General features: G+C 60.3%; 28 protein-coding genes. 14 read left to right on the forward strand and 14 right to left on the reverse strand.

The features are described from left to right. Positions 1-131 precede the first annotated feature (131 nt). A complete protein-coding gene (locus tag CKW38_RS19835) occupies positions 132-815 on the forward strand; it encodes a response regulator transcription factor (RefSeq protein ID WP_007914996.1) in 684 nt (227 codons plus the stop codon). Further along, a complete protein-coding gene (locus CKW38_RS19840; RefSeq protein ID WP_007914995.1) occupies positions 793-2,187 on the forward strand; it encodes a HAMP domain-containing sensor histidine kinase in 1,395 nt (464 codons plus the stop codon). Before CKW38_RS19835 ends, CKW38_RS19840 begins: the two co-directional genes overlap by 23 nt. 129 nt (positions 2,188-2,316) lie before the next feature. On the opposite strand, the gene CKW38_RS19845 is transcribed toward CKW38_RS19840, so the two are convergent. The 3 genes from CKW38_RS19845 to CKW38_RS19855 are packed head-to-tail and all read right to left on the reverse strand — an operon-like array spanning position 2,317 to position 4,565. Then, positions 2,317-2,727: an SRPBCC family protein gene (locus CKW38_RS19845; RefSeq protein ID WP_095113643.1), complete on the reverse strand. Its 411-nt coding sequence runs from the start codon at positions 2,725-2,727 to the stop codon at positions 2,317-2,319. A 21-nt stretch (positions 2,728-2,748) separates the two neighbouring features. Continuing rightward, positions 2,749-3,546: an SDR family NAD(P)-dependent oxidoreductase gene (locus CKW38_RS19850; protein WP_095113644.1), complete on the reverse strand. Its 798-nt coding sequence runs from the start codon at positions 3,544-3,546 to the stop codon at positions 2,749-2,751. Next, the gene (locus tag CKW38_RS19855; RefSeq protein ID WP_095113645.1) at positions 3,543-4,565 is read right to left on the reverse strand and encodes an aldo/keto reductase; all 1,023 of its coding nucleotides are present in this window, start codon (positions 4,563-4,565) and stop codon (positions 3,543-3,545) included. Before CKW38_RS19855 ends, CKW38_RS19850 begins: the two co-directional genes overlap by 4 nt. Before the next feature lie 113 nt (positions 4,566-4,678). On the opposite strand from CKW38_RS19855, the gene CKW38_RS19860 reads away from it, so the two are divergent. Together CKW38_RS19860 and CKW38_RS19865 are read left to right on the forward strand one after the other, a co-directional pair. Further along, positions 4,679-5,575 (forward strand): LysR substrate-binding domain-containing protein, encoded by an 897-nt coding sequence (locus tag CKW38_RS19860; RefSeq protein ID WP_095113646.1) that lies wholly within the window; start codon positions 4,679-4,681, stop codon positions 5,573-5,575. A gap of 172 nt (positions 5,576-5,747) precedes the next feature. Next, on the forward strand, positions 5,748-6,407 hold the full coding sequence (locus tag CKW38_RS19865) for an isoprenylcysteine carboxylmethyltransferase family protein (protein ID WP_095113647.1): 660 nt from the start codon (positions 5,748-5,750) through the stop codon (positions 6,405-6,407). 122 nt (positions 6,408-6,529) lie between these two features. On the opposite strand, the gene CKW38_RS19870 is transcribed toward CKW38_RS19865, so the two are convergent. Together CKW38_RS19870 and CKW38_RS19875 are read right to left on the reverse strand one after the other, a co-directional pair. After that, positions 6,530-7,198: an HAD family hydrolase gene (locus CKW38_RS19870; protein WP_095113648.1), complete on the reverse strand. Its 669-nt coding sequence runs from the start codon at positions 7,196-7,198 to the stop codon at positions 6,530-6,532. A 69-nt stretch (positions 7,199-7,267) separates the two neighbouring features. Then, positions 7,268-7,681: a response regulator gene (locus CKW38_RS19875; RefSeq protein ID WP_095113649.1), complete on the reverse strand. Its 414-nt coding sequence runs from the start codon at positions 7,679-7,681 to the stop codon at positions 7,268-7,270. Positions 7,682-7,880: 199 nt separating this feature from the next. Here CKW38_RS19875 and CKW38_RS19880 point away from each other — a divergent pair, with 199 nt between their 5' ends. Next, on the forward strand, positions 7,881-8,822 hold the full coding sequence (locus tag CKW38_RS19880) for a class I SAM-dependent methyltransferase (RefSeq protein WP_095113650.1): 942 nt from the start codon (positions 7,881-7,883) through the stop codon (positions 8,820-8,822). 122 nt (positions 8,823-8,944) lie between these two features. Here CKW38_RS19880 and CKW38_RS19885 read toward each other — a convergent pair whose 3' ends face one another. Beyond that, positions 8,945-9,724, reverse strand: coding sequence for a helix-turn-helix transcriptional regulator (locus CKW38_RS19885; RefSeq protein ID WP_095113651.1), 780 nt, complete (start codon positions 9,722-9,724; stop codon positions 8,945-8,947). 110 nt (positions 9,725-9,834) lie between these two features. Between CKW38_RS19885 and CKW38_RS19890 the strand changes: the two genes are divergently transcribed. Both CKW38_RS19890 and CKW38_RS19895 read left to right on the forward strand, forming a co-directional pair. Next, the gene (locus tag CKW38_RS19890) at positions 9,835-10,950 is read left to right on the forward strand and encodes an extracellular solute-binding protein (RefSeq protein ID WP_095113652.1); all 1,116 of its coding nucleotides are present in this window, start codon (positions 9,835-9,837) and stop codon (positions 10,948-10,950) included. Between the two features lie 149 nt (positions 10,951-11,099). Then, positions 11,100-12,218 carry a P1 family peptidase gene (locus CKW38_RS19895; protein WP_095113653.1) on the forward strand — a complete coding sequence of 373 codons (1,119 nt, stop codon included), beginning with the start codon at positions 11,100-11,102 and terminating at the stop codon, positions 12,216-12,218. Positions 12,219-12,321: 103 nt separating this feature from the next. Here the strand turns inward: CKW38_RS19895 and CKW38_RS19900 are convergent, their stop codons facing one another. Further along, complete coding sequence (locus CKW38_RS19900) at positions 12,322-12,909, reverse strand: NAD(P)H-dependent oxidoreductase (protein ID WP_007908167.1); 588 nt, start codon at positions 12,907-12,909, stop codon at positions 12,322-12,324. 86 nt (positions 12,910-12,995) lie between these two features. Here CKW38_RS19900 and CKW38_RS19905 point away from each other — a divergent pair, with 86 nt between their 5' ends. Then, on the forward strand, positions 12,996-13,631 hold the full coding sequence (locus CKW38_RS19905; protein ID WP_095113654.1) for a TetR/AcrR family transcriptional regulator: 636 nt from the start codon (positions 12,996-12,998) through the stop codon (positions 13,629-13,631). 182 nt (positions 13,632-13,813) lie between these two features. Here the strand turns inward: CKW38_RS19905 and CKW38_RS19915 are convergent, their stop codons facing one another. After that, positions 13,814-14,446, reverse strand: coding sequence for a TetR/AcrR family transcriptional regulator (locus CKW38_RS19915; protein WP_095113731.1), 633 nt, complete (start codon positions 14,444-14,446; stop codon positions 13,814-13,816). Between the two features lie 163 nt (positions 14,447-14,609). On the opposite strand from CKW38_RS19915, the gene CKW38_RS19920 reads away from it, so the two are divergent. Then, positions 14,610-15,050 carry a hotdog fold domain-containing protein gene (locus tag CKW38_RS19920; protein ID WP_007908162.1) on the forward strand — a complete coding sequence of 147 codons (441 nt, stop codon included), beginning with the start codon at positions 14,610-14,612 and terminating at the stop codon, positions 15,048-15,050. Between the two features lie 64 nt (positions 15,051-15,114). Here CKW38_RS19920 and CKW38_RS19925 read toward each other — a convergent pair whose 3' ends face one another. Continuing rightward, a complete protein-coding gene (locus tag CKW38_RS19925; RefSeq protein ID WP_007908154.1) occupies positions 15,115-15,801 on the reverse strand; it encodes a GNAT family N-acetyltransferase in 687 nt (228 codons plus the stop codon). Positions 15,802-16,050: 249 nt separating this feature from the next. On the opposite strand from CKW38_RS19925, the gene CKW38_RS19930 reads away from it, so the two are divergent. Then, on the forward strand, positions 16,051-17,826 hold the full coding sequence (locus CKW38_RS19930; RefSeq protein WP_095113656.1) for a hypothetical protein: 1,776 nt from the start codon (positions 16,051-16,053) through the stop codon (positions 17,824-17,826). A 93-nt stretch (positions 17,827-17,919) separates the two neighbouring features. Here CKW38_RS19930 and CKW38_RS19935 read toward each other — a convergent pair whose 3' ends face one another. Further along, on the reverse strand, positions 17,920-18,483 hold the full coding sequence (locus CKW38_RS19935; RefSeq protein WP_095113657.1) for a YceI family protein: 564 nt from the start codon (positions 18,481-18,483) through the stop codon (positions 17,920-17,922). 74 nt (positions 18,484-18,557) lie between these two features. After that, positions 18,558-19,913, reverse strand: a complete 1,356-nt coding sequence (locus CKW38_RS19940; RefSeq protein ID WP_095113658.1) for an MATE family efflux transporter — start codon at positions 19,911-19,913, stop codon at positions 18,558-18,560. 199 nt (positions 19,914-20,112) lie between these two features. Here CKW38_RS19940 and CKW38_RS19945 point away from each other — a divergent pair, with 199 nt between their 5' ends. The 3 genes from CKW38_RS19945 to CKW38_RS19955 all read left to right on the forward strand — a co-directional run bounded on the left by CKW38_RS19945 (position 20,113) and on the right by CKW38_RS19955 (position 23,028). After that, entirely contained in the window at positions 20,113-20,673 is a 561-nt protein-coding gene (locus CKW38_RS19945) for a chorismate mutase (RefSeq protein WP_095113659.1), read from the forward strand. 123 nt (positions 20,674-20,796) lie between these two features. Then, positions 20,797-21,237 carry a phage infection protein gene (locus CKW38_RS19950; RefSeq protein ID WP_095113660.1) on the forward strand — a complete coding sequence of 147 codons (441 nt, stop codon included), beginning with the start codon at positions 20,797-20,799 and terminating at the stop codon, positions 21,235-21,237. Between the two features lie 147 nt (positions 21,238-21,384). Then, positions 21,385-23,028: a diguanylate cyclase gene (locus CKW38_RS19955; RefSeq protein WP_095113661.1), complete on the forward strand. Its 1,644-nt coding sequence runs from the start codon at positions 21,385-21,387 to the stop codon at positions 23,026-23,028. Here CKW38_RS19955 and CKW38_RS19960 read toward each other — a convergent pair whose 3' ends face one another. The 3 genes from CKW38_RS19960 to CKW38_RS19970 form a co-directional block, all read right to left on the reverse strand. After that, positions 23,029-23,322 (reverse strand): hypothetical protein, encoded by a 294-nt coding sequence (locus tag CKW38_RS19960; RefSeq protein ID WP_007908133.1) that lies wholly within the window; start codon positions 23,320-23,322, stop codon positions 23,029-23,031. 204 nt (positions 23,323-23,526) lie between these two features. Further along, entirely contained in the window at positions 23,527-23,913 is a 387-nt protein-coding gene (locus CKW38_RS19965; protein WP_095113662.1) for a cytochrome c family protein, read from the reverse strand. A 52-nt stretch (positions 23,914-23,965) separates the two neighbouring features. Then, positions 23,966-25,297 carry a PLP-dependent aminotransferase family protein gene (locus tag CKW38_RS19970; protein WP_095113663.1) on the reverse strand — a complete coding sequence of 444 codons (1,332 nt, stop codon included), beginning with the start codon at positions 25,295-25,297 and terminating at the stop codon, positions 23,966-23,968. An 89-nt stretch (positions 25,298-25,386) separates the two neighbouring features. On the opposite strand from CKW38_RS19970, the gene CKW38_RS19975 reads away from it, so the two are divergent. Continuing rightward, positions 25,387-26,280 (forward strand): DMT family transporter, encoded by an 894-nt coding sequence (locus tag CKW38_RS19975; protein WP_095113664.1) that lies wholly within the window; start codon positions 25,387-25,389, stop codon positions 26,278-26,280. Positions 26,281-26,282: the final 2 nt, after the last annotated feature.

The raw sequence follows: 26,282 nt of genomic DNA on the forward strand, positions 1-26,282 counted from the left end.
ATCAACGTTCCGGCAAATTAATCCCCAAAGCGCGCAAATGACAGCTACAACATGAAAGTTAATTTAAAGCGTCGCCGGAATTTCTTGGCAAAATGCTGCCATTCCGTTTGAACCGATCAGCAGGCCTGCCTATGACTCGTATCTTGACCATCGAAGACGACGCCGTGACCGCCCGGGAAATCGTCGCCGAACTGAGCAGCCACGGGCTGGAAGTCGACTGGGTCGACAATGGCCGCGAAGGCCTCGACCGCGCCGTGAGCGGCAACTACGACCTGATCACCCTCGACCGCATGTTGCCCGAACTCGATGGCCTAGCCATCGTCACTACCCTGCGCACCATGGGCGTGGCCACGCCGATTCTGATGATCAGCGCGCTCTCCGATGTCGACGAGCGCGTACGCGGCTTGCGCGCCGGCGGCGATGACTACCTGACCAAACCGTTCGCCACCGATGAAATGGCCGCGCGGGTTGAAGTGTTGCTGCGTCGGCAGAACAGCGGCGCCACTCAGGCCACGACGCTGCAGGTCGCCGACCTCGAACTCGACTTGATCAGCCACGAAGCGCGACGTGCCGAACAGGTGCTGACGCTGCTGCCGACCGAATACAAATTGCTCGAATTCCTCATGCGCAACAGTGGCCAGATCCTCTCGCGCATGATGATTTTCGAAGAGGTCTGGGGCTATCACTTCGACCCCGGCACCAACCTGATCGACGTGCACATCGGCCGTCTGCGCAAGAAGATCGATGCCGCCGGCCATGTGCCGCTGATCCGCACGGTACGGGGTTCGGGTTATGTCATTGCCGAACCCGTCTGACGGCTGGCGTTCCTCCAGCAGCCGCTTGCTGGCGCTGTACAGTTCGCTGTTCGTGGCCTGGAGCGCGATCCTTATGGGGGTCATGTATTACGAGGTCTCCGGCTACCTCGATAACCTCGCCAAACACTCGCTGATGCAACGCCAGCACCTGTTTTCGCACTTTCGCGGCGAACAGCTGGAAGACGCCCTCGCCGCCAGCATGACCTTCGACATTCGTGGCATCGACGCTTATGGCCTGTTCGATGCCAACGGCGTTTACCTCGGCGGTGCGCTCCAGCAGATCCCCGAAGGCCTGCCGCTGGACGGCAAGATCCACATGCTTGCCGAATGCGCCGACTCCGACGACCCGACCCTGCCCAATGACAGCTGCGACGCGGTGGCCACGCAAACCCGCGACGGCCGCTGGCTGGTGCTGCTGCGCGACAACGGCTCGCTGTTCGCCGTCACGCGGATCATTTTGCATGCGTTGTTCTGGGGCGTATCGCTGACGATTCTGCCTGGAATCGCCGGTTGGCATTTGCTCCGGCGTCGGCCACTGCGGCGGATCAGAGCCATTCAGGACAGCGCCCAGGCGATCGTGGCCGGCGACCTGACCCATCGCCTGCCACTGTCCAATCGCCGCGATGAACTGGACATGCTCGCGGCCATCGTCAACGCCATGCTGGAGCGCATCGAGCGTTTGATGAATGAAGTCAAAGGCGTCTGCGATAACATCGCCCATGATTTGCGCACCCCGCTGACGCGCCTGCGCGCGCAGTTGTATCGCATGCAGCAGCAGGCCGGCGAAGGCTCGCAGGAAGCAGCGCAACTGGATCTGGTGCTGGCCGAAGCCGACACGCTGATGGCGCGGTTTCGCGGTTTGCTGCGGATTTCCGAACTGGAAGATCGCCAGCGCCGCTCAGGTTTTGTCGAACTCGACCCGGTGCAGTTGCTGGAAGAACTGCATGAGTTTTATCTGCCACTGGCTGAGGAAGGCGAACTGCGTTTCGAGCTGAACATGCCGGAGACGTTGCCGCCGCTCAATGGCGATCGGGCGTTGCTGTTCGAGGCGCTGGCGAATCTGCTGAGCAACTCGATCAAGTTCACCCCGCCGGGCGGTACGGTGATGCTGCGCGGGGTGAACGCAGGTGGGCAGACGCGCATTGAAGTGCATGACTCAGGACCGGGAATTCCCGAGGCTGAGCGTGAGGCGGTGTTCCAGCGTTTCTATCGCGCCGAGGGTGGGCAACCGCAGGGTGGCTTTGGCTTGGGGCTGTCGATTGTGGCGGCGATTGTCAGCTTGCATGGCTTCAGTCTTGAAGTCGGCAGCAGCGATCTGGGCGGGGCGAAACTGCTGCTCGATTGCCGGCAGAGCCTGATCGAGAATTCCTGATCCCTGACATGAGCGTTCCCACGCTCTGCGTGGGAACGCCTCAAGGGACGCTCCGCGTTCCAGCTTGCGAAAGGGACGCAGAGCGTCCCGGGCTGCATTCCCACGCAGAGCGTGGGAACGATCATCAACTCAGGCTGGGTAATTGGCTCGCAGTGCCTCGAGGCCACCCTGATAGATACCGCTGAACAGCGCCACCACCTCCTCATCGCTCACGCCTTTGGCATTGAAGCGCCCCGACCACGTCACCCGTGCGCCCTGCCCCTGTGCTTCAACCTTGATCGTCGCCAGATAGTCAGTCGCCGGGAACGGTGCCTGTTCAATCGAATAGCTGTAAGTCTTCGCCGCGTTATCGAACGCTTGCAGACGCTCGACCACCACAGCGCCGTCAGCGGTTTGCAAGGTGCGCACGCGGCCGCCGTCGCTCAGTTCACTGTTGGGTATAAAGGGCAGCCAATCGGGCAGCGTGTTAAAGCCGCCGATCAATTGCCAGACCTGATCGGCCGAAGCCGGAATATCGATGGTTGCAGATGCTGTTGGCATAAATAAACGTCTCTCCAGAATTCAGATAGTCAGGCTGTCGACCACGCCGCCATCGACGCGCAAAGCGGCGCCAGTGGTGGCCGACGACAGCGGCGAAGCAATGTAGGTCACCAGATGCGCGACCTCTTCGACATCCGCTACGCGCTGGATGATCGAGGTCGGGCGGGCCTTGCGTACAAAGGCGTCGGCTTCATCGCGCAGGTTACGCCCGGATTCGGCAGCGGCATCCTTGAGCATGTCTTCGAGGCCATCGGTGAAGGTCGGCCCCGGCAGGATCGCATTGACCGTCACCCCGGTGCCAGCCAGACGTTTGGCCAGACCGTGCGACACCGCCAGATTGGCGCTTTTGGTCACGCCGTAATTGATCATGTCGGCCGGTGTGGCGACGCCGGATTCCGAGGACAGGAAAATCACCCGGCCCCAGCCCTGCTCGACCATCGCCGGCACGTAATGCCGAGACAGGCGCACGCCGGAAATCACGTTGACCTCATAGAAGCGCGTCCACTCGCTGTCCGGCGCTTCGAAGAAATCCACGGCGTCGAAGATGCCGAGATTGTTCACCAGAATGTCGGCACGCGGTTCGGCGGCGAACAGTTTCTGCGCGCCTTCGGCGGTGCCCAGATCGGCCGTCAAACCACGTAATTGCGCGCCCGGCACCTTCTCGCGAATGCTCGCCAGCGCTTGCTCGACCTTGCCGGTATCGCGACCGATCACCACTACCGTGGCGCCGCATTCGGCCAGCGACTGGCTGATGCCCAGGCCAATGCCAGCGGTGCTGCCGCTGACGATGGCCAGTTTTCCACTCAGATCAATCTTCATGCTTTCACCTCATCGATTGGCAATGGTGCACGTTCGGAAACCAGTTTGGCGTCGCGCATCGCCTGCCAGAAACCGGCAGGAATAACGGCTGACAATGCGCCGACATCCTCAGCGATACGACCGGGTTTGCTAGCGCCGGGAATCACTGCAGCGACCGCCGGATTGGCCAGCGAAAACTGCAGCGCAGCGGCTTTGATATCGACGTTGTAAGCGGCGGCGATGCGCTTGATCTGCTCGACCTTGGCGATGACCTCAGGGCTGGCCTGCTGGTATTCGAAGTGCGAGCCACCGGCCAGAATGCCCGAGCTGTAAGGGCCACCGACAACGATTTCAACGTTCTGCGCCAGCGCCGAATCCATCAAGCGTTGCAACGGGCGCTCGTGATCCAGCAGCGTGTAGCGGCCGGCCAACAGGAAGCCATCCGGCTGCGCTTCGCTGAGGTCGAGGGTCAGTTCGCACGGCTCGACTTTGTTCACGCCCAGGCCCCAGCCTTTGATCACGCCTTCTTCGCGCAAGCGGGTAAGGACTTTGAACGCGCCGGTGCGGGCCTGATTGAAGTATTCCAGCCATTGATCACCGTAAAAGTCCTGCGCGATGTCGTGCACCCAGACAATGTCGAGGCGATCGGTTTGCAGGCGTTTGAGGCTGTCTTCGATCGAACGCATAGTCGCGTCGGCGCTGTAGTCATTGACGATCTTGTTCGGACGACCGTGTTCGAAAACCCCGCTTTTTTCGCCGAGATCGCGGGCGGCGGCGTCTTCGACTTCATCGAGGATGACCCGACCGACCTTGCTGCTCAGCACGTAGTCGTCGCGCTTGTATTGCTTCAGCGCTTCGCCGAGGCGGATCTCCGACAGCCCGGAGCCGTAGAACGGCGCGGTGTCGAAGTAACGCACGCCGGCATCCCACGCGGCATGCACGGTAGCTTGCGCTTCGTCTTCGGGGATGGCGCGGAACATGTTGCCCAGTGGCGCGGTGCCGAAGCCCAGTTGGCCGGGCAGTTTGTCTTTCAAGCTCATGGGTTTTTCCTCAATAGGTTCTGGGTCTGTGTGACCGTTGAGCAGATCCTAGATTGCGACACCGAGACCGTCCAAGACATAATGCGCAGCACTTGAGTCCCTAAAGGTCTGACATGATCGACATCCGCCAATTGCGCTACTTCGTTGTCGTCGCCGAGGAAGAACACGTCGGTCGCGCCGCCGAACGGCTGCATATTTCCCAGTCGCCACTGAGCCGGCAGATCGCCCAGCTCGAAGAGCGCCTGGGTCTGACGCTGTTCGAGCGCAGCCAGCAACGTATTCGCCTGACTCGCGACGGCCAGACTTTTCTTGCCGAAACCCGCGCCCTGCTCACCCACGCCAATCGCCTCGAGTCCCTCGGCAAACGCCTCGGTCGCGGTGAAGAAGGCGGTTTGTGCATCGGCTATATCGAGAACGCCATGCACGCCGGCGTCCTGCCCAATGCCTTGCGCGTGTTGCGTGCGGATCGTCCCAACGTCCATGTCGCGCTGTACAACCTCAGCTCCGCCGAGCAATTGGAAGGCTTGCGACAGCGTAGTCTCGATATCGCCTTGGTGAGTGAGCCGCCGACCGATGACGACCCTGATCTGTTGGGCTTTCAGGTGCTGGATGATCCGATGCTGCTGGCGTTGCCGGAACACCATCCATTGGCGCAACAAGCGGCGTTGAGTCCCGATGATCTGGCTGATCAGGAATGGATCGGCGTGCAGCCGCGTCAGGATGCCAATGATGAGTTCGTCAGCGCCTGCATCCGCGCCGGCTTCACCCCGGATGTGCGCATGCAGGCGACCGAACCGTTTACCGCGCTGGGGTTGGTGGCGTCGGGGTTGGGGATTGCGATGATTCAGAAGGGTTTGAGCCATAACGCGCCGCCGGGCGTGGTGTTGCGCGAGCTGCCGTGGCTGACCTTGACCACGCCATTGTGGGCGGCGTGGCACCGGATCAATTTGCGGCCATTGGTCGAGACTTTCCGCACCGTTTTGACAGGTAATGAGATTTCCGCTGACTGAACGGGCCTCATCGCGGGCAAGCCCGCTCCCACAGGTTCATGGGTGAGCCTGAACTTTGTGTACGCCGCAAATCCCTGTGGGAGCGGGCTTGCCCGCGATGAGGCCAGCAGCCACAACCATTGCCCTCGGGCGTTCTACACTCAGCGGATACGCACCCAGCCGTGAGTTGACCATGAAAATGTCCGCACAAATGACCGTCGTCGCGGTACTCGCCACCCTCGCTTATCTGGGTCTGGCCGTGTGGGGCATTGGCGGTGTGGCGATGTTCTTTTCCCATGGCTCGCTGGTGATCGTCGCACTGGCGACGGTGGCCATGGTGATCGCCTCACTGTTCAGCGAGGTCAACCTCAGCTCCGGTGAGCGTGAAGATCGCGCCAATCGCTGGGTGATTCCGGCGTTTGGGGTGATCGGACTGGTCAGTGGTTTCTTGCCGGCCTACTGCGACCGGGTGAACTTCTGGACGGTGGGCGGCGAAGGCGTGCGCTGGCTCGGCACTTTGCTGTTCATCATCGGCGGCGCGCTGCGATTGTGGCCGGTGTTTGTGCTGGGGCGGCGGTTTAGTGGATTGGTGGCGATTCAGCCGGGGCATCGGTTGGTCACCGATGGCATTTATCAACACCTGCGTAATCCGAGTTATCTGGGGCTGGTGGTCAATGCCGTGGGCTGGGCGCTGGCATTTCGCTCGGTGGTCGGCTTGATGCTGGCGGCGCTGACGTTGATTCCGCTGATTGCCCGGATTCATTCGGAGGAGGCGCTGCTGCGAGCGCAGTTTGGGGCGGAGTACGACGCTTATTGCGCGCGCAGTTGGCGGTTGCTGCCCGGCGTTTATTGATTTGCGAACACAGTCCCCCTGTAGGAGTGAGCCTGCTCGCGATAGCGGTGTGTCAGTCAAATCTGTGTGTCTGACACACCGCTATCGCGAGCAGGCTCACTCCTACAAGGGACTGTGTTGTGTCAGTTTTTTTGCAGGTGAAGTTTGCCGTCGTTGTCGACCTTGACCTGCACCGCAGCATAACTGGCCAACGTCGTATGGGCCGTTTCCAGCGGATGCTGATGCGTGGTGGTGATGATCATCAGCGGTGCACCGGCCGCTTCGGCAGCCTGAATACCGACGGTGGCGTCTTCAAAGATCAGGCAATCATGCGGCTCCAGGCCCAGTCGTTTGGCCGCCAGTAAATAGCCGGCCGGGTCGGGCTTACCCGCCTTCACATCTTCAGCGGTGATCATCACCGCAGGCTCTGGAATCCCCGCCGCCGCCATGCGCCGCAAGGCCAGATCCCGTGGCGCCGAGGTCACCATCGCCCAGCGATCTTTGGGCAGGCTGTTGAGAAACTTCGCCGCGCCGGGAATCTCGACAATGCCTTCAACGTCTCCGATTTCCGCCTCGGTAATGAACGCCGCTTGGGCATCAGCATCCACCCCCGGCAGGTTCAGACGGGTGATGGTGTCGATGGCGCGCACGCCATGAATGGTCGGCAAAAAGGTCTCCACATCGACGCCATGGCGCACGGCCCAGGCTGACCAGATTCGCTCAGCGGCGGCAATGGAGTTGAGGACAGTGCCGTCCATGTCGAACAGAAACGCGCCGAACGCGCGATCGAATACAGCATCGTGAGCAGACAAAGGTTCGCATCCTCTGGCAAAAGACCGGGCGGGCAATGTAGCACTTGCCCGGCCGATTCACCCAGCGTGTCAGTGCAGGCGCGGTGCCTTGGATTTGAAGGCGCTGTCGACGCAGTCGAGCAACTGCCCAATGGCCCACGGCTTTTTGATGAACGCCACCGGATGCTTGACCCCGGAGGTCTCGGGCGTTTCATAGCCGGACATGACCATCACCGGTTTGTCCGGCCAGCGGTCGCCGACCAGGTTGGCCAGATCCGCGCCATTAAGGGTGCCGGGCATGGTGATGTCAGTCAGCAGCAACGCCACGTTCGGGGCGTTTTGCTCAAGGTAAAGTGATGCGGCGTCGGCACTGGTCTGCGGCTCGACCTTGAAACCTTCCTCCTGAAGAATTTCGCAGAGAAACTCCAGAATCAACGGATCGTCCTCAACCACCAGAATCAATCCGTCAGGAAGGTGCGCGCTCGCCGTCGGTGTTGGGCACATGGAACTGCACTCCCTGAATTGCATTAACGATTTAGCGGCTTGAATCCGCTGCTTAACTGGTATGAGCAGCGGGCTCTGCAGAAATTCATTTTTGATACAGGTCTTTTGCGAAAGGCCATTTTTGCCCGTCGCCGGCAATCGTTCGCGACGGCGTATTTGTGGTTAAAATGCCGGCCCTTTTGCTTGCCGATCCTGACTGATGAACCCTGAAGCCCTCGCCATTCTCCACGCCCATCTGCTGCCGGCCCTCGCTGCAGCACCGAGCGAAACCCGTCGCCTGTTCCACGGGCGCGGACGCTGCTGGGCCGGGCTGGAGCAGTTGACCGTGGACTGGCTGCAAGGCGTGGTGCTGGTGTCGCTGTTCAAGGAACCAGCGCCTGAGCAACTGGACAATCTCAAGGCGTTGCTGCTGGAGCTCACCGGTTCCGCCGAATGGAAACAGTCTGGCGCGCACACCTTGCTGATCCAGCATCGCTACTTGCCGCAGAGCACTGCCGAATGGCTGCTGGGTGATGAGATCGACGAAATGAGCATCGTCGAGGGCGGCTTGCAATACCGCGTCGACCTGGGCCGCAAGCAAAACACCGGGTTGTTTCTCGACATGCGTTACGGGCGCAACTGGGTGCGCGAACAGGCCAGCGGCAAACGCGTGCTCAACCTGTTTGCCTACACCTGCGGTTTTTCCGTGGCCGCCATCGAGGGTGGCGCGAGCCATGTGGTCAATCTGGACATGTCCCGCGCCGCGCTGAGCCGTGGCCGCGACAACCATCGCTTGAACGGCCATGACCTGAGCAAAGTCAGTTTCCTCGGCCACGACCTGTTCAAGTCCTGGGGCAAGGTGATCAACAGCGGCCCGTATGATCTGGTGATCATCGATCCGCCGTCGTTCCAGAAAGGCAGTTTCCTGCTGACCAAGGATTACCAGCGCGTGCTGCGCCGTTTGCCGGAATTGCTCACCGCGCAGGGCACGGTACTGGCGTGCATGAATGACCCGGCGTTCGGTTCGGACTTTCTGATTGATGGCGTGACGCAGGAAGCGCCGAGTCTGCGTTTTGTAGAGCGGCTGGAGAATCCGCCGGAGTTTCCGGACATTGATCCTGAAAGCGGACTCAAGGCTTTGGTCTTCCAGCGCACCCCCTGACACCCCCGAAGATCCCTTGTAGGAGTGAGCCTGCTCGCGATAGCGGTGTGTCAGATATCACCTATTTTACTGATAGACCGCTATCGCGAGCAGGCTCACTCCTACAAGGGGATTGTGGTGAATCAGGGAGTTGGCGGGCGCAACACCAGCGCAAACAACTCACCATGCCCGGTGACATTGAGCTTGTGATACAGATTGCGCCGATGCACCTTGACCGTCTCCGGCGAGATGCCCATTTGCTGGGCCATCGCCTTGCTGGAGAATCCCTGCAAGATCAGCCGCGCCGTATCGACCTCGCGCACCGTCAGCCGCGCATCGAAACGATCAAGCAACGTTGCCAGATCACCGACCGGCGTTTCCGCCACCGCGCCCTGCGGCGGCAGCAACTGCACATGCCGACGCATCGCCGCCAACACCCAGTCACGCACGCACAGCAGTCGACCCTGCTCGGCCATGCCGAACGGCGTCGAACGGCCCAAGGACAAACCGAGCACGCCGCCCTCGACATTGATCATGAACTGCAACTCGTCCTCGCCCACCACTGAACGAAAATAGCTCTGGTAGTACTCGCTGTGCAGAAACTGGTCCGGCGCCACCGAGGCGAGGCTGTGCAAGCCGTCGGCAATGCCGGTCGATGCGACCTGGTAAAACGGATCGAGCAGGTACATGCCGGCGCTGTAACTGGCCAGTTCTTCCTGCTCGTCGGCGCGGCCCTGGCTGTCGAAGTCGATCAGCAACTGCGGCGCCTGCCCGGCTTTCATCAGCGCCACCAGCGCGTTGTCCAGCGGCACCAGCAAACGCAACGTGTCCACCAGCGCACGCCAGAAACCCTCTTGGCCAACACCGGCGAATACCCGCGCCAGACTTTGATGCACCGGCAGTTCCTGCAGTAACGCGTCCACGCACTACCCCTTTTGAGTAACCCATGATGGGAATGGGTCAGGCGTGACCGGCCCGATAGGCTGAGCACTCCTGTTCATCACCGGCCTGCACAGGCCAGGAGTGCCGCATCATGCGTCGTCACCGAGGCTGTATCAACCTCAGCATAAAACTGGGCCTGCTGGCCGGTCTCAGCGCCAGCTCAATTGCCATGGCCGCCGACGCACCAAGCGTGCATGTCTACAACTGGTACGACTACATCGGCCCGAACACCCTGCACGATTTCCAGCGCGACAGCGGTATCCAGCCGGTCTACGACACCTTCGACAGTGCCGAAGTCCTTGAAGGCAAACTGATGACCAGCCGCAGCGGCTATGACGTGGTGGTGGCGAGCAACTTCAGCCTGCCGACGCTGATCAAGGCCGGCGCCCTCGCCCCGCTGCCGCGCGAGCAACTGCCGGGCTGGAAGAATCTCGACAGCGACTTGCTGGCGAAACTGGCCAACAACGATCCCGGCAATCAGTACGCGGTGCCGTACCTGTGGGGCACCAACGGCATCGGTTACAACGTCGACAAAGTGCGCGCGGCGTTAGGCGACAAGGCGCCGGTGGATTCGTGGGATCTGGTGTTCAACGAAGACAACCTCGCCAAACTCGGCCAATGCGGCGTGGCGATGCTCGATTCACCGTCGGAAATGCTGCCGGTCGCCCTGCACTATCTCGGTCTGCCACCGAACAGCACCGATCCTGAAGACTATAAAAAAGCCGAAGTGTTGCTGCTGAAACTGCGCCCGCACATTGCCTACTTCAACTCGTCGAAATTCATCAGCGACCTGTCCAACGGCAACATTTGTGTAGCGGTCGGTTGGTCGGGCGCGATGCTGGAAGCCAAGACCAATGCCGAGCAAGCCAACAACGGCGTGAAAATCGCCTACAGCCTGCCCAAGGAAGGTGCGCCGGTGTGGTTCGACACGCTGGTGCTGCTCAAGGACGCGCCGAATCGTCCTCAGGGTCTGGCCTTTATCGACTATCTGCTGCGCCCCGAAGTGATCGCGCCGGTCAGTGATCATCTGTCTTATCCCAATGGCAATCGTGCGGCGACAGCGCTGGTGGCCGCCGCGACTCGGGACAATCCGGCGGTGTATCCCTCCGCTGCAGCGATGGCCACGCTGTACACCCTTGAACCCCTGCCGAAAGCCAGCGAACGAGTGCGCACGCGGGTGTGGAGCAAGGTCAAGAACGGCCAGTAAGAACAACGCATTCCCCCTGTAGGAGCGAGCCTGCTCACGATAGCGGTCTGCCTGATAACACTGTTTTGCCGGACAAACCGCTATCGCGAGCAGGCTCACTCCTACAGGTTTTGTGATTCACCAGACATTTTTTAGAGAGACAGAAATCAATGAAACCTCGTGCCCGTGACCTCAACATCCGCATTGGCCAACTACCTCCCGGCCCGCTCAACGCCATCACCGATGTCCCCGGCGTGCGCGTCGGCCACAGCAATGTGCGCGGAAGCAGCAGTGCCGGACGCGACATCTGCACCGGCGTCACGCTGATCGAACCGCGTCCGGGTTCGACCAATCAGCAACCGTGTTTTGCCGGCGTGCATGTGCTCAACGGCAATGGTGACGCCACCGGACTTGAGTGGATTCGCGAGGCGGGTCTGCTGACCAGCCCGATTGCGTTCACCAACACCCACAGCCTCGGTGTGGTGCGCGATGCATTGATTGCACTGGATCGCCAGCAACAACCGGACGACGGTCGCCTCTACTGGAACATGCCGGTGGTGCTGGAAACCTTTGACGGCTTGCTCAATGACATCAACGGTTTTCACGTCCAGCCTGAACACGTCGCCGAAGCGCTCTTCGCCGCCGTGGATGGTCCCGTCACGGAAGGCGCCGTCGGCGGCGGCAGCGGCATGATCTGCCATGAATTCAAGGGAGGCATCGGCACCGCGTCGCGCCGTTTGAGCAGTGCTCAGGGCGGCTGGACTGTCGGCGCAATCGTACAGGCCAACCACGGTATTCGCAGTGAGTTGCGGGTCGACGGCTACCCGGTCGGACGTTACATGGAGCAGAAAGATTCGCCGTTCTTGCGCGCCTCATTACCGCATCCGGGCATGGGTTCGATCGTCGTCTGCCTGGCCACCGATGCGCCGCTGTTGCCGCACCAGTGCACACGTCTGGCGCAACGCGCGAGCCTGGGCCTGGCGCGCACCGGCGGCGGTAACGAGGATCACAGCGGCGACATCTTCATCGCCTTCGCCACCGGCAACGCTCACGTGCCGCCCGCGGCCTACGAAGGCAAAGGCGCGCCGACCTGCGATGGTTTGCGCATGGTCAACAATGACCACATCAGCGAGCTGTTCCTGGCCGCGACCGAAGCGGTTGAAGAAGCGATCATCAATGCGTTGCTGACCAGCGACAGCACCGAGGGCAACGGCCATTCGGTGCCGGGACTGGATGCCGAAACCCTGCTCGCTGCCCTCGAAAAATCAGGCTGGCCCGGCGCCCGCTGACACCGTAAAAACACTGTAGGAGTTGCCGAAGGCTGCGATCTTTTGATTTTGCTTTTAAAAGACAAGATCAAAAGATCGCAGCCTTCGGCAGCTCCTACAGGGGTTATGTGAAGATTTGGCTGCCGAGTTCCCTTGCAACCGCCAACTGCTCCCGTGGATCGCGCAACTCCGATTCCGGCAGCAACGTCGAACTCAGCACTGTCGCCCCGCAGTAATCGAAAATCCCGTGTTCAATCTGCGCTTTCATCGCCGCGCCATAGCCATGGCGTTCATAGGTGCGCGCATCCGCGCCGGCGAGGCCGACCAGGTGCACACGCAGGCGCTGCAGCAGCTTCACATGCTTGAGGTCACCACTGAAATCAAAAGCCCAGCCATTGCTGAACACCCGATCAATCCAGCCTTTGAGCAATGCCGGCATCGACCACCAGTACACCGGGTACACCAGCACCAAGGTATCGGCGCGGTCGATGCGTGCCTGCTCGGCCAGAACATCGGCGGGCGGCGCGGACTCACGGTGATGTACGGCGAAATCGGCCGCGCCGAAACGTGGTTCGAAGCCTTCGGCAAAGAGATCGGCGATTTCAAAAGTGTTGGCCGGGTTAGCCTGAACAAGGCTTTCGGCAATTTGCGCGGCGGCGCTGTGGGTCAGCGAGCGTGGGTCGTGATGCGCGACGACGATCAAGGCGTGCATGGCAATTCTCCGGTTGGTGATTGCTCACCAAGGCTTATATACTCTTGGTAAGTTACGAACAGTAAGTTACGTTTGGTATATAAACGATGTCAACCACTGAAATCAGCCAACCCGTCCCCCCCGCTCCGCGGCGTCGCCTGTCCCGTGAAGATCGCCTGCGCCAATTGCTCGATGTCGGCTGGCAAATCATCCGCGCCGAAGGCACCGACGCCCTGACCCTCGGCTATCTCGCCGAAATGGCCGGGGTGACTAAACCGGTGGTGTACGATCATTTCGTCACGCGCTCCGGATTGCTCGCAGCGCTCTATCGGGATTTCGATGCACGACAAACGTTGCTGATGGACGCCGCCGTCGCCCAAAGCGAGCCGACACTGACCGGCATCGCTGCGGTGATTGCCACCGCGTACGTTGATTGCGTGATGCTGCAGGGCAACGAGATACCCGGGATCATCGCCGCGCTGGCGAGCACCCCGGAACTGGAGAAGATAAAGCGCGAATATGAAGCAATCTTCCTTGAAAAATGCCGCCGCGATCTGGCGCCGCACGCGAGCGGCGGGCAGATCAGCCAGGCCGCATTGCGGGCGATGCTCGGCGCCGCCGAAGCGCTGTCGCACGCGGCGGCCAACGGTGAAATCAGCGCGCAAGAGGCCAGCGACGAACTGTTTGCGACCCTCCTGGCCATGGTCGAACGCGCCGCCGCCCGGGCGACTGGCGGTACTTGAGCCGCCACTTGCACACTCCTACGATGGAATCACGCAGTAGCTCCGCTCTTCGAGCACTGCGTAGGCACGGGTGCTCTGAACCCCAATCAAGCCCGTGCCTTGCTTCATGCGCACCTTGAGCCTCACGGGCTCCACTTCCTCCCCATCAAAGAGCTTTGAGGCTCTTTTTTTGTCTGCGTAAATCAGCAGTCCGGCGGTGCGTCGGCGCAAATCGAGCGCCAGGCCGCTTGTGCCAGCAACTCGCGATAGTCCGCCGGGCTGCCCTTCACTCGTCCGGCCAACCAGGCGCGGCAGTAACTGTCGGCCTGGCCGATGATCAACGACGGCAACAGTTCGGCGGGCAGCGCCTTGATTTCGGCAGCGCGTCCCGATTCGGCCAGCCAGTCGCGCAGACGCAGATTGCGGGTCTTGTTGCGCTCGGTCAGTTCGTCTTTGAACGGCCCTTTGGTCACGGCAAATCGTGCGTGGTACTGGAAGCGCGCCCACTGCGGTTGACGTTCGACCCAATCGACGTAGCTGAACACCAGCGCCTGCACACCTTCCTCGGTGGTTTTCGCAGCCTCCAGATAGGCATCGCGCAGGCGCGCCTGATCCTCCAGCGCGGTGAAAAACAATGCGGCGACCAAGCCCTCCTTGTTACCGAAATGGTGATAGATCGCCCCGACGCTGGTGTCGCACTCGGCGCGAATCATGTCGATGGTGGTGGCCTCGATCCCCTGTTCATTGAACAGGCTCAGCGCCTTGCGAAAGATATCGCGCTTGAGTTCGGCGCGACGGCCGGGGTAACTGCGTTCCAGTAGATCTGCGGTGTCCATGCGGCTGACTGCCTGAAAATCGGATTGAAAGGCACACGTCGTGCCCATGAAAAAAACACGCACAGGTTGACAGATTTCCCGCAGACCGAATACCGTTCCGTTACAGAATATTATTCTGTAACGGAACATAATTCTGCAAATTCACTTTTCGCGAGGCGTTTCCATGAGTCAGTTTCTCAGCATGTTCAACAGCGCAGGTCCGCAAGCCTTCAGCCAGATGGCCTGCCAGGTCGCGCCGTACTTCAGCACCATCAACCCGCTGGTGACCGAGTTGCGCGCCAATGCGGCGACGGTGCAAGTGCCGTTCCGTCGAGAGATCACCAATCACCTCGGCACCGTGCATGCCATTGCCATGTGCAACGCCGCAGAACTCGCCGCCGGGATGATGACCGATGTATCGATCCCGGGCGGCGCACGCTGGATCCCCAAAGGCATGACCGTGGAATATCTGGCCAAGGCGAAAACTGATGTAACGGCGGTGGCCAGTGGTGAGGGCGTTGATTGGCAGAGCGAGGGCGACAAGATCGTCACCGTGGATATTCGCGATACCGAGGGCAAGCACGTGTTCACGGCGCGGATCACCATGAACGTCAAACTCGGCTGAATGACGCGCACAAAAAAGCCCTTGCTGCGCCATTCACAGCAAGGGCTTTTTCAGCGATGTGAGTTCAGTGTACGGTCAGGCGTTGCCGGACAAATTCTTCGGTGTGGCGGGTGGTCTGATCGAGGTGTCGATCGCGCTGTTTCTCAGCATCGAGCATCGCCCGCTTGCCGTTTTTCTGCAGCAGATAGGTGTGGATCTGCTGGACTTCCAGCGACCGGTAAATCGGCGTGGTGTCGATAAATCCGCGCAGGCCGTTGCTGCGGTAATGCCGGGTGCTCATCAATACCTGCGTTTCCCGTGAACCGATCACTTCAAAACCCAAGGCTTCGAAGTACGGGACTTTACCCACGGTGCAGGCCAGTTCCGCGTGGGGATAACGCCCGAGCATTTCGCCGATCAGCGCCCGCGCCACGCCCTGACGCCGATGCCCTTCGCGCACGGCCATATAAGCCACGCTGCAGGCTTCCCAATCGCCCTGCACCGGCAGGTACAACAGAAAACCGATCACTTGCTCTGGATCATCCTCGTCGGTGGCGACCAGCAACTCGACGTCGGTGCCCTTCTCGCCATTCAACGCTTCCAGATACAGATGCACCTCATAGCCGACCGCGTACTGATAGACGTTGTACAGCAGGTTGCTCGGGCCGAGACCGACCGCGCTGATGTCGGTCAGGTAATCGACGACCATTTGCAGGATCTGGCTGTTGACGCCTTCGGGGCATGGGGTTTTGTAGTGGGTGATGCGTGGCATGGCGGGCAAACTCCGGCAGAAAAAACACGTCCCCGACGACTGCAATCGGTGAACAGCGACATCATACCGTGCCACCGTCGACTGTCTGCCAAAAGCATAATCCGCCCCTACGGGGCATCCATGGGGAGATTTAAGCTCAATGAGCTCGCCGCCATTCATTATCTGTTGGCTATATTATTTATGCTGATTAAATCAGTGCCTGACCAAAGGACAGACTACAACTTAGTAATCCCAAGGAGCACCGTTTGAATGACCAGGCAAGCGCATACGCATACGTCTTCAAAGGAATTAGTCATCCTGTTCCATTCAATCGGAGGATCCCAGGCTAAGCTGGCCGATCTTGAAGCTACCGTATTGAGCGCCTGCATCGAAAACAACCAATCAGTTCCTGACTTTTTCTACCCTACCCTCGACACCAGCATGATGTCGTTCGCCGATCCCTGCGACATCACGCTATCGGTGATGCGTCAGATTGATGAGATTTGGCAAACATCAAACGGTGCGTACTCGGGGATATATCTGGTGGGGCACAGCATGGGTGCCCTGCTTGCACGCAAGGTATATGTGTGTGCTTGCGGGGAAACGCCAGAGGCTCCATTCGAGCCTCAGCTCAGCGGGCAATCGCCGCGAATCTGGGCCAATCGAGTAAAGCGCATAGTCCTGCTCGCCGCTATCAATCGCGGCTGGCGCCTGTCCCCCCATCTGTCGATCAGCAATTTTCTTCGTTGGGGCGCGGGCGTTCTCCTTGGCAACACCATCATGGCGCTGACACTGGGGCGATACACTCCACTGGTTTTTCATATTCACTATGGCGCGCCTTTTCTGACCAACTTGCGTTTGCAGTGGATGGCAATGCGCAGGTCATTCAAAGCCAGGTCCTGTGATCCGGTCATCACCATCCAGTTGCTTGGGTCCACTGACGATCTGGTCTCTCCCGAAGACAATATCGACCTGGTGGCGGGGGATGATTTTTATTACCTCGACGTCCCCATGTCCGGCCATGTGAATGTCGTCGAGACAGATGGGAGCGAAGCGGGCCAAAAGCGTTCACGTGTCATATCTCTGGCACTCACTGGCACGCCTGACAGCCTGAAAGAGGGGTCGATCTTACCGACCGATCAGGATCTGCCCAAAGCCGAAAGTGATGTAACCGATGTGGTCTTTGTCATTCACGGCATACGCGATCAAGGCTACTGGACTCAAAAAATAGCGCGCCGGGTGGTTGCCATGGCTCGCCAGCGCAACAAGTTTATCGATCGCCAGAAGGCGCCGGATACCACCAAGACGGAAAAAAAACAGATCATCAAAACCGAGACATCCAGTTATGGGTATTTCGCCATGCTGCCCTTTCTATTACCCCACATCCGCCGCAAACGTGTGGAATGGCTGATGGATCGTTATGCTGAAAACAGGGCCCTTTATCCGGATGCACAATTTTCCTATGTAGGCCACAGCCACGGGACCTACATGCTGGCCAAAGCACTTGATGATTATGCTTGCCTTCGCTTCAAACATATTGCGTTCGCTGGCAGTGTTGTCAGCACGCGATATGACTGGAGCACTCTGATCAGCCTCGGCCGAGTAAAAAGTGTCGTCAACTTTGTTGCCAGTGCCGACTGGGTCGTCGCCGTTTTTCCGCGCACCTTTCAGATGCTTGAACTCCAGGATCTGGGGAGCGCCGGACACGATGGATTCCAACAGGAAAACGCCGCACTGTTCAAATCCGAGTACGTGAAAGGCGGTCATGGCGCAGCATTACGCGAGGAAAACTGGGACGTGATTGCGACGTTCATTCTCGATGGCAGTAAACCGGCAGAACCTGACTTGGCGCACAAGCGCCAGTCATGGACGGTTCAATTAGGCAATTATGCGCCGCAGCTAGTGCTGCTGGCGCTGTTTCTGGTGTTGTGGGGCGGTTACATCCTATTGGCGCCGCTGCTGTCCCTGAGTCATGCCCATTGGACCAGCCTCGTGGCTTTCGCAATGTATGTGTGGGGGGTATGGAAAGTTTTGACGTGGTTTTGAACTTCGCAGCACTTGCTGGTACACCGATGTTTACGTCACCGGTCACGATCGTCCAATCTCGCAGCCAATGCGCATGAAGTGGAACCGGTAGCGTCACTGCTGTGGCGCCACCACTTTGAATTTGATGGCGATGTCCTTGGACACCACGGTGTCCGCCCACTCCCCCGCGCCGAGGCCGAACTCATCGCGGTGGAGCACCAGCTCACCGTCGAAAACGCCGATGGCGCTGTCCGGTTTCAATTCCACCGGTACCTGAACCTCACGGGTGATGCCTTTGAGGGTGAGCTGGCCGTAGATCAAGTAAAGATATTTGATTTTTGGATCTTGGGTAAAACGCTTGGATTCGAACACCGCGACCGGGAATTTTTCAGTGTCGAACCACGCCGGTTTCACCAGCTCGGTGTTGGCGTCTTCGCTGCCGGCATCGATGCTGGTGAGGTCGATATGCAACGTGGTGTGGGCGTTGGCAAGGTTGTCGGTGTCAAAGTCCAGCGTCGCCTCGAACTTGCCGAAGGTGCCGTACATCCGCGAGCCCATCTGGTTGTAGGTAAAACTGATCTGGCTGGCGGTGGTGTTGACCCGGGTGTATTCGACAGCTTGTGCGACAGAGACGACGCACAGCGAACTCGCGGCAGCCAGCAGCAATCGGATCGACATCGGATTCTCCAGGCGGGGCTTGCCGTCGAGGGCCTCGATTGACTTAAGCAAACATCCGACTGTTACGCCAGCGCCTACACCAAACGCTCGATCTTCTGATGTTGCCAGACCAGTTTGTAATACAGGGTCTGCAACACCAGCATGCTCAGATACGCCACCGGAAACGCCATCCACACGCCCTGCAAACCATATTGGCCGTCCAGCCAGTACGCCGCCGGCAGTTGCACACCGACAACGCAAATGATCGCAATGATCACCGGCACCAACACCGTGCCGCTGGCGCGCATGATCCCGCCGATGATGGCCTGGAAGCCAAAGACCAACAGGCTCCACAGCATGATGTGCAGCAGATGCTCAGCCATTGCCCGGGTCGAATCCTCGGTCAGGAACAGTCCCAGCAACCAGTGCGACAACAGGTAACCGAGCACGATCAGGCCGCCGGTCAGGCATACGTTGATCAACAGCCCGGTGCGCAGGATCGGCCCCATGCGCTCCAGCCGCCCGGCGCCGATGGCCTGTGCACCGAGGATCGACGCGGTGATTGCAATCGACAACGCCGGGAACTGCACATAGTTGACGATCTGCGTCACCGCGCCATACGCCGCCGTCGCTTGCGAGCCGTGCTGGTTGACCAGCGCCAGAATCACCAACTCCGACAGCGACAGTACAATCATCTGCACGCCGGTCGGCAGGCCGATGCGCAACACCTTGCCGAGAATCACCCCGTCGAGGCGCAACGCAGCAAAGAACTCGCGGTCCGGCGCCAGTGGATGGCCCTTGCGAATAAGGCGCCACGCCAGCCATGCCATCGCCGCCAGGTTACCGGCCAGCCCCGCATACGCCGCGCTCTGAATGCCCAGTTGCGGCAAGCCGAACCAGCCGCGAATCAGCGCCGGTGTCAGGGCCAGCCCGACGCAGGTCGAGACCATCAGCGCCAGCAATGGCGACAGCGTATCGCTGACCCCGCGCAACAGCTGCGTGAATAACACAAACACCAGCAGCGACGGCAAGATCCACATCATCACATGGGCATACGCCACCGCATCGTCGAGCACATCTGCCGGCGTGCCCAGCCCGGTCAGCGCCTGTCGCGCGAACACGCTGCCCAGCACCGCAGCCACCAGACCGATCAACACCCCGAGCAACAGCGTCGCCCCGGCAATCGCCTTGACCATGTGCGGCTCACGCGCGCCCCATGCCTGACCGATCAACACCCCGGCGCCCGCGCCGAGGCCGATCACCAGTGCGATAAAGAAGAACACGATGGGAAACATCCCCGACACCGCTGCCAACGCCTGGGTGCCGAGCATCTGGCCGATGTAGATGCTGTTGACCGTGCCCGACATCGATTGCAGAAAATTGGACAGCACCATCGGCGCGAGGAACAGCAGGTAGGCGTGCCAGAGTGGGCGTTGGGCGACGGCTTGCATTGAATAGAGGTCCATCTCGACGGCGGGAGGGCTGATGGAGGATAGCTTCGATGAGTTGCACGCGGGGCGCAATTAACATTTCAAATCGGTGTTTATCAGCGGTGCCCGTGCCTGTGTAATTGCCACGCATCTGTAGGCCCCGGTTCAGGGCTGTGGTAAACAACTGCCCACTTTCATCTCTCTCATTGAGGCTCTGTTCATGCCGCACTTTGCCAATCTGTTGACCGGCACCCTCCTCGCCCTGCTCGCCACCAGCGCTCACGCCGCCGCGCCCGCCGAATCGTTGAAGCCGTTGCTGGAAACACTCAACGAACGTCTGAACATCGGCGACCTCGTCGCGCTGACCAAATGGGACAGCGGCAAGCCGATTCAGGACAGCCCTCGCGAGGCGCAGGTCATCGCCAATGCCCGTACGCTGGCCACCGAGCGCCAACTCGACCCGGAGGACGTGGCGCAACTGATTGCTGCGCAAATGGAGGCGAACAAACTGGTGCAGTACGGTTTGCTCGCACAGTGGCAGGCGGCCGGTAGCGCGCCGGACACCCCGCGCCCCGACCTGGGCAAGCAGATCCGCCCGCGCCTGGATGAACTGCAAACCCGCCTGCTGCAGCAATACGCCGCCTTCACGCCGTATCGCCATGACGCCAATTGCCCGGCGTGGCTGGCCAAGGCGCGCAGTGGCCTGGCCCACGATGCGTTGCATGAACTGGCCCTGACGCGGGCGACCGGTGAGCTGTGTGTGCGATCAACAGCCCCATGAAACGGGGGTTCGGGCATACATTGCTGGCGTCGATAGTCACCATCACGTCAATGAAGTTCTCATAAATAATCCACGGCGTAACATCGGCTCCAGACAAACAACTACCCCTTGGAGCACACGATCATGAAACGCCAAACCCTTCTCGGCATCGCTTTCTCGGTTTTCGCCATTAACGCTTTTGCCGCCACTGCGGCACACACCCAGGTCGCTGAAGGCGGCTCGGACAAGCTGATTGAAAGTCGTGTTGCCGAGGGCGGTTCCGATCGTCTGCTCGAACGTCGCGTTGCCGAAGGTGGCGCTGATCGTCTGCTTGAACGCCGTGTTGCCGAAGGTGGCGCTGATCGTCTGATCGAACGCCGCGTTGCCGAAGGCGGTTCCGATCGTCTGCTCGAACGCCGCGTTGCCGAAGGTGGTTCCGATCGCCTGCTCGAACGCCGTGTTGCCGAAGGTGGTTCCGATCGTCTGATCGAACGCCGCGTTGCCGAAGGTGGTTCCGATCGCCTGCTCGAACGCCGTGTTGCCGAAGGTGGTTCCGATCGTCTGATCGAACGCCGCGTCGCTTAACGCTGCGGCTTCATCACAATCGCAATAAAAGCCCGGCCTGATCAGCCGGGCTTTTTCACGTCCGCCGCCATCCATTCCCCGACTGGCCACCCACCGCCCATTGCGCATACCATGCGGGCACAACTCCAAAACAGACCTCGCCTGCCCATGCTCAAAGCCAGTCTGCGTAGCCACCTCACCCTTTGGTTTGCCGGTTTATCTCTGCTGACACTGCTCAGCGTTGGCTTCTATGTCGGTCACATCGCCACGGAACAGATGAAGCAGGCCAGCGGCAATGCCTTGCTCAACACCGCGCGCTCGGCCGCATCGTTGCTGGGTGAACAACTGCGCGAACGCCAGTTGGAGGTTTATCTGCTCAGCCGCGCGCCGCATCTTGAGCGTGGCGATCTGGACAACCCGGCGATTCTGAAATCGATGCAACTGCGCACCCAGGCCCGCGCTGAGTATGCGTGGATGGGCGTCACCGATGCCGAGGGCAAGGTGCATCAGGCCGTCAACGAGTTGCTGGTCGGTCAATCAGTGCAACAACGGCCGTGGTTCCAGGCCGGTTTACGCAGTGAGTACACCGGCGACCCTCACGAAGCGGTGTTACTGGCGAAATTGCTGCCGGGGCTGCCGAACGGTGAACCGCTGCGTTTCATCGATTTCGCCGCGCCGATCCATAACGCCGACGGTCAGGTGATTGGTGTCCTGGGCGCCCATGCACACTGGAGCTGGGTCACGCGCATTGTTGAGTCGGCGGCGTTTTCGCATAAAAACTCAATGCCGGATATCGAAGCGTTGATCATCGATCACGATGGCAAGATTCTCTATCCCGAAGCACTGATGGGCCAGCAACTGGCGGCGACTGATTCGAAGTTGCAGGGCTGGACCGCGGGTAACGGCTTCCTCACCAGCATGGTCACCGTCCCGACGCCATCGAGTACGGCGCTGTCGTGGTCGATTGCCGTGCGCCAGCCATTGGAAACCGCGCTGCAACCGGCGCGCCTGCTGATGTACAAATTGCTGATACTGGGTGTCGTCGCAGCGGTGTTGTTCGGGCTGGTGGCCTACTATCTGGCGCTGTACCTGAGCCGACCGATCGAACAACTCGCGCGCTCAGCCCGACAGGTGCAAAACCAGCAGCCCGGCGCACAATTCCCACTGCAGCACCCGGTGCTGGAAATTGCCCAGCTCGGGCAATCCATTGATGCAATGACGCAATCGCTGCTCGGTAAAGAGCGCGAACTGCAAGAGGCCAATGCCTCGCTGGAAGCCACCGTGGCACAACGCACCGCAGCCCTGACACTGGCCAACGCCGAACTGCTGAATCTGGCGACCCACGATGCCTTGACCGGCGTATACAACCGTCGCCGTTTCGATGAGAAGCTCACCGAGTACACACTGCTGTTCCGCCGCACCGGACGCCCGTTTTCCCTGCTGCTGATCGATGCCGACCACTTCAAACGAATCAATGACACGCACGGTCACGCGGTGGGGGATGAGGTACTACAGCAGTTGGCGCAACTGATTCAGAGCAGCTTGCGCACCACCGACTTCGTCGCCCGTTACGGCGGCGAAGAGTTCGCTGTGCTGTTGCCGGAAATCGCCAAACCCGACACCCCGGAAGTTGTCGCCGAGAAAATTCGCGCGGCGGTTGCCGAGGCCGATTTTCCTGTGGTCGGGAATGTGACGGTGAGCATCGGCGTCGGCCTGGCGGATCCGGCCGACAACAGCCACAGTGCTCTGATCAAACGCGCTGATCAGCAGCTCTATCAAGCCAAAGCAGCGGGCCGTAACCAAGTGGCGTAATCAGGCCTTCTTCACTTCGCAAATCCCGTTGGCCTTGTTCTTCCCGGTGTAGGACACAGCAGGCGAACCATCGGGATTGATACTCAGGGAAATGGTCACGCCCGCGCCTTTGGCTTCGAAGTAGTTGTCGTTGAATTTCTTCAACTGGCCTTCCTTGCCATTGATATAAATCGGGCCACCCTCATCGGCGTGCACTTCGATCTTGCCCGGGCACGTAGCGTTGAGCAGGGGGATGCCAGCGTGGGCCAGTCCGGTGGCAAACAACAGCGGCGCTGCCAATAGCAAAGATTTCATGGTGGGTTCCTTGAAGGCGGCAAAAACACCGAATAGCTTTTGCATGTCATTTTTCAATCAGGGACTTGGGTGCCCGGCATATCGCCCGAACACACCAACTTGAATCGCGAACAAGGCGTGGCCGTGACGGTTATGACCCCTGTGGGCTGCATTCCCACGCAGAGCATGGGAACAATCAATCGCAGCCTGCGCCAGCTCCTGCCGTTATTGCGTGAAGGTCTGGAGGTATGCCAGCAGATTGTCGAGTTTCTCTTCGTCGCTCAGCCCCCAGAAAATCATCCGCGTACCCGGCACCACACCTTTCGGATCCTTCAGATAAGCGATAAGCGTCTCACGATCCCAAGTCACCCCCGAGTTCTTCATCGCATCGGAATACACGTAATTCTCTGACGTCCCGGCAGGCCGACCAATGATGCCATTGAGCTGCGGGCCGAATCCGGGACGGGCCGATTCGCCGACCTGATGGCAGCCGCCGCACAAACGCGGGAAGATTTTCGCGCCGGCCTCGGGGTCGCCCGCGGCGTGGGAGAGCGTACTGAACAGGCTGGTGCCGAGCATCAGGGCGAGTGACAGTGCTGCGGTGTTTTTCATCGAGGGTTCCGGGTCGGTCTGCATCGGGCGGCGCAAGGGTAGCATTTTGTTTTTACCGGTAAGCGCCAACGACCTTTCTGATTCTAATCAATGCGTGACGCAACACGTCCATGTCCACCGAGCCTAATGCCAGACGAATCGCATGCGGCGCATGGCCCGACACCGAAAACGGCTCGGCGGTGGTGACGGAAATCTGTTCGTGCATCAGCTCGACGACAATCTGATCGGCGCGCACATCCTCCGGCAACGGTAGCCACAAAAAATACGACGCCGGATGGCCAAGGCTCGGCAGTCCTTTCAACACTTCGGCCGCCAGCGCCTGACGCGCCTTGGCGTCGTTGCGCTTCTGTTCCTCCAGCAGCGTCACCGTGCCGTCATCGAGCCAGCCACAGGCGATGGCAGTCATGATGCCCGGCGTATTCCAGGTCGTGGCGCGAATGATGCGTTCCAGCGCCGGCACGGTCTCTGTCGGTGCAGCGATGAAACCGACGCGCAGGCCCGTGGCGATGTTTTTCGACAGGCCCGACACGTACACCGTGCGCTCCGGCGCCAGATCGATCAACGTACGCGGTGGGTTGTCCACCAGAAATGCGTAGGCTGCGTCCTCAATGATCGTCAGATCATGCTGACGGGCAATCGCCACCAACTGCTCGCGCTGCGCCGGAGGCATCACCCAGCCCAGCGGATTGTGCAACGTCGGCATGCTGTACACGGCGCGCACCGAGCGGCTGCGACAGAGTTTGTCCAGCGCGGCGAGATCCGGCCCATGCTCGTTGAATGCAATCGCCACGACCTCCAGGTGCAGCGCTTCGGCCAGCACCTTGAACCCGGAATAGGTCAGCGCATCGGCGGCAATCACATCACCGGGTTTGAGCAGCGCCATCAGCGTCACCGCAAGACCTTGCTGGGCGCCGTTGACGATCAGCACTTGCTCGGCCTCGACCTGCACGCCGCGCGTCAGCAGATGCCGAGCGACGGACGCACGCTCGTGGGTACGACCGGCGTGCGGCTGGTAGCGCAGCAACGCCTCCAGATCACCCGACAACGCCAGTTGGCGCAACGCGCTGCGCAACAAATCGGCCTGACCGGGCAGCGACGGGTAGTTGAAGTTAAGGTCGATCATGCCGACCGCCACCTGTTTCTGATCGATGCCCTGCCCCGGCGACAGCGAGGTTTCGCGGACAAACGTGCCGCGCCCGGTCTCGCCGCTGACCAGGCCCATCGCCTCCAGCTCCGCGTACACCCGCGAGGCCGTGACCAGCGCTAACCCTTCTTGAGCCGCTAATTGCCGATGAGTCGGCAACCGCGTACCCGGCGGCAATTGGCCCGAGCGAATGTCTGCGGCAAAGGCGTCAACCAGTGTCTTGTAGCGCGAACGGGGCATGCCGGATGTATCCATGACAATTTTTTGATTGTGCTGATTCTCAGCTCTAGCATGACCGCAACGCAACCCACTTCTGAGCGTGAACGGTGATGGAACGGACCTCGAATCTGACGACCCCGGCACTGGAAAAAACCAGCGGCTGGATCAACGGTTTTATCGGCGTGGTGATTTTCAGCGGTTCACTGCCGGCCACGCGTGTGGCGGTGCTGGAGTTCGATCCGGTGTTTCTCACCGTGGTCCGCGCCGCCATCGCCGGGGTGTTGGCGGTGGCGCTGTTGTGGTTGTTTCGCGAACGGCGCCCGGCGCGCAATCAGTGGCTGTCGCTGTTGATAGTCGCGATGGGCGTGGTGCTCGGCTTCCCGCTGCTGACCGCCCTGGCGCTGCAACACGTGACGTCAGCACATTCGATTGTGTTTGTCGGATTACTGCCACTGGCCACGGCGATTTTTGCCGTGCTGCGCGGCGGTGAGCGGCCGCGACCGGTGTTCTGGATTTTCTCGATTCTCGGCAGCGCTTTGGTCGTCGGGTTCGCCCTGGCACAAGGTCTGACGGCCTCGCCCACCGGTGACCTGCTGATGCTCGCCGCCATTCTGGCCTGCGGCCTCGGCTATGCCGAAGGCGCGAAGCTGTCGCGCACCCTCGGTGGCTGGCAGGTGATTTGCTGGGCGCTGGTGCTGTCGCTACCGCTCATGGCGGTGTTGAGTCTGTGCTTGGCGCCCGCCTCGTTCAGCACGATCAGTCTGTCGGCGTGGCTTTGCCTGGGCTACGTGTCGCTGTTCAGCATGCTGATCGGTTTTGTGTTCTGGTATCGCGGCCTGGCCCAGGGCGGGATTGCCGCGGTCGGTCAGTTGCAATTGCTCCAACCGTTTTTCGGCTTGGCGTTGGCGGCGACGCTGCTGCATGAACACGTCAGCATCGGCATGCTCGCGGTGACGCTGGGCGTGATTCTGTGCGTGGCCGGGGCGAAGAAATTCGCCAAATGATC

Origin of the sequence: Pseudomonas sp. Irchel 3H7, assembly GCF_900187605.1 — a bacterium.
GTDB lineage: Bacteria > Pseudomonadota > Gammaproteobacteria > Pseudomonadales > Pseudomonadaceae > Aquipseudomonas.

Coding starts and splice junctions, on each gene's coding strand:
- CKW38_RS19835 (WP_007914996.1), top strand. CDS start 132: ATGACTCGTATCTTGACCATCGAAGACGACGCCGTGACCGCCCGGGAA.
- CKW38_RS19840 (WP_007914995.1), top strand. CDS start 793: ATGTCATTGCCGAACCCGTCTGACGGCTGGCGTTCCTCCAGCAGCCGC.
- CKW38_RS19845 (WP_095113643.1), bottom strand. CDS start 2,727: ATGCCAACAGCATCTGCAACCATCGATATTCCGGCTTCGGCCGATCAG.
- CKW38_RS19850 (WP_095113644.1), bottom strand. CDS start 3,546: ATGAAGATTGATCTGAGTGGAAAACTGGCCATCGTCAGCGGCAGCACC.
- CKW38_RS19855 (WP_095113645.1), bottom strand. CDS start 4,565: ATGAGCTTGAAAGACAAACTGCCCGGCCAACTGGGCTTCGGCACCGCG.
- CKW38_RS19860 (WP_095113646.1), top strand. CDS start 4,679: ATGATCGACATCCGCCAATTGCGCTACTTCGTTGTCGTCGCCGAGGAA.
- CKW38_RS19865 (WP_095113647.1), top strand. CDS start 5,748: ATGAAAATGTCCGCACAAATGACCGTCGTCGCGGTACTCGCCACCCTC.
- CKW38_RS19875 (WP_095113649.1), bottom strand. CDS start 7,681: ATGTGCCCAACACCGACGGCGAGCGCGCACCTTCCTGACGGATTGATT.
- CKW38_RS19880 (WP_095113650.1), top strand. CDS start 7,881: ATGAACCCTGAAGCCCTCGCCATTCTCCACGCCCATCTGCTGCCGGCC.
- CKW38_RS19890 (WP_095113652.1), top strand. CDS start 9,835: ATGCGTCGTCACCGAGGCTGTATCAACCTCAGCATAAAACTGGGCCTG.
- CKW38_RS19895 (WP_095113653.1), top strand. CDS start 11,100: ATGAAACCTCGTGCCCGTGACCTCAACATCCGCATTGGCCAACTACCT.
- CKW38_RS19900 (WP_007908167.1), bottom strand. CDS start 12,909: ATGCACGCCTTGATCGTCGTCGCGCATCACGACCCACGCTCGCTGACC.
- CKW38_RS19905 (WP_095113654.1), top strand. CDS start 12,996: ATGTCAACCACTGAAATCAGCCAACCCGTCCCCCCCGCTCCGCGGCGT.
- CKW38_RS19915 (WP_095113731.1), bottom strand. CDS start 14,446: ATGGACACCGCAGATCTACTGGAACGCAGTTACCCCGGCCGTCGCGCC.
- CKW38_RS19920 (WP_007908162.1), top strand. CDS start 14,610: ATGAGTCAGTTTCTCAGCATGTTCAACAGCGCAGGTCCGCAAGCCTTC.
- CKW38_RS19925 (WP_007908154.1), bottom strand. CDS start 15,801: ATGCCACGCATCACCCACTACAAAACCCCATGCCCCGAAGGCGTCAAC.
- CKW38_RS19930 (WP_095113656.1), top strand. CDS start 16,051: ATGACCAGGCAAGCGCATACGCATACGTCTTCAAAGGAATTAGTCATC.
- CKW38_RS19935 (WP_095113657.1), bottom strand. CDS start 18,483: ATGTCGATCCGATTGCTGCTGGCTGCCGCGAGTTCGCTGTGCGTCGTC.
- CKW38_RS19940 (WP_095113658.1), bottom strand. CDS start 19,913: ATGCAAGCCGTCGCCCAACGCCCACTCTGGCACGCCTACCTGCTGTTC.
- CKW38_RS19945 (WP_095113659.1), top strand. CDS start 20,113: ATGCCGCACTTTGCCAATCTGTTGACCGGCACCCTCCTCGCCCTGCTC.
- CKW38_RS19950 (WP_095113660.1), top strand. CDS start 20,797: ATGAAACGCCAAACCCTTCTCGGCATCGCTTTCTCGGTTTTCGCCATT.
- CKW38_RS19955 (WP_095113661.1), top strand. CDS start 21,385: ATGCTCAAAGCCAGTCTGCGTAGCCACCTCACCCTTTGGTTTGCCGGT.
- CKW38_RS19960 (WP_007908133.1), bottom strand. CDS start 23,322: ATGAAATCTTTGCTATTGGCAGCGCCGCTGTTGTTTGCCACCGGACTG.
- CKW38_RS19965 (WP_095113662.1), bottom strand. CDS start 23,913: ATGAAAAACACCGCAGCACTGTCACTCGCCCTGATGCTCGGCACCAGC.
- CKW38_RS19970 (WP_095113663.1), bottom strand. CDS start 25,297: ATGCCCCGTTCGCGCTACAAGACACTGGTTGACGCCTTTGCCGCAGAC.
- CKW38_RS19975 (WP_095113664.1), top strand. CDS start 25,387: ATGGAACGGACCTCGAATCTGACGACCCCGGCACTGGAAAAAACCAGC.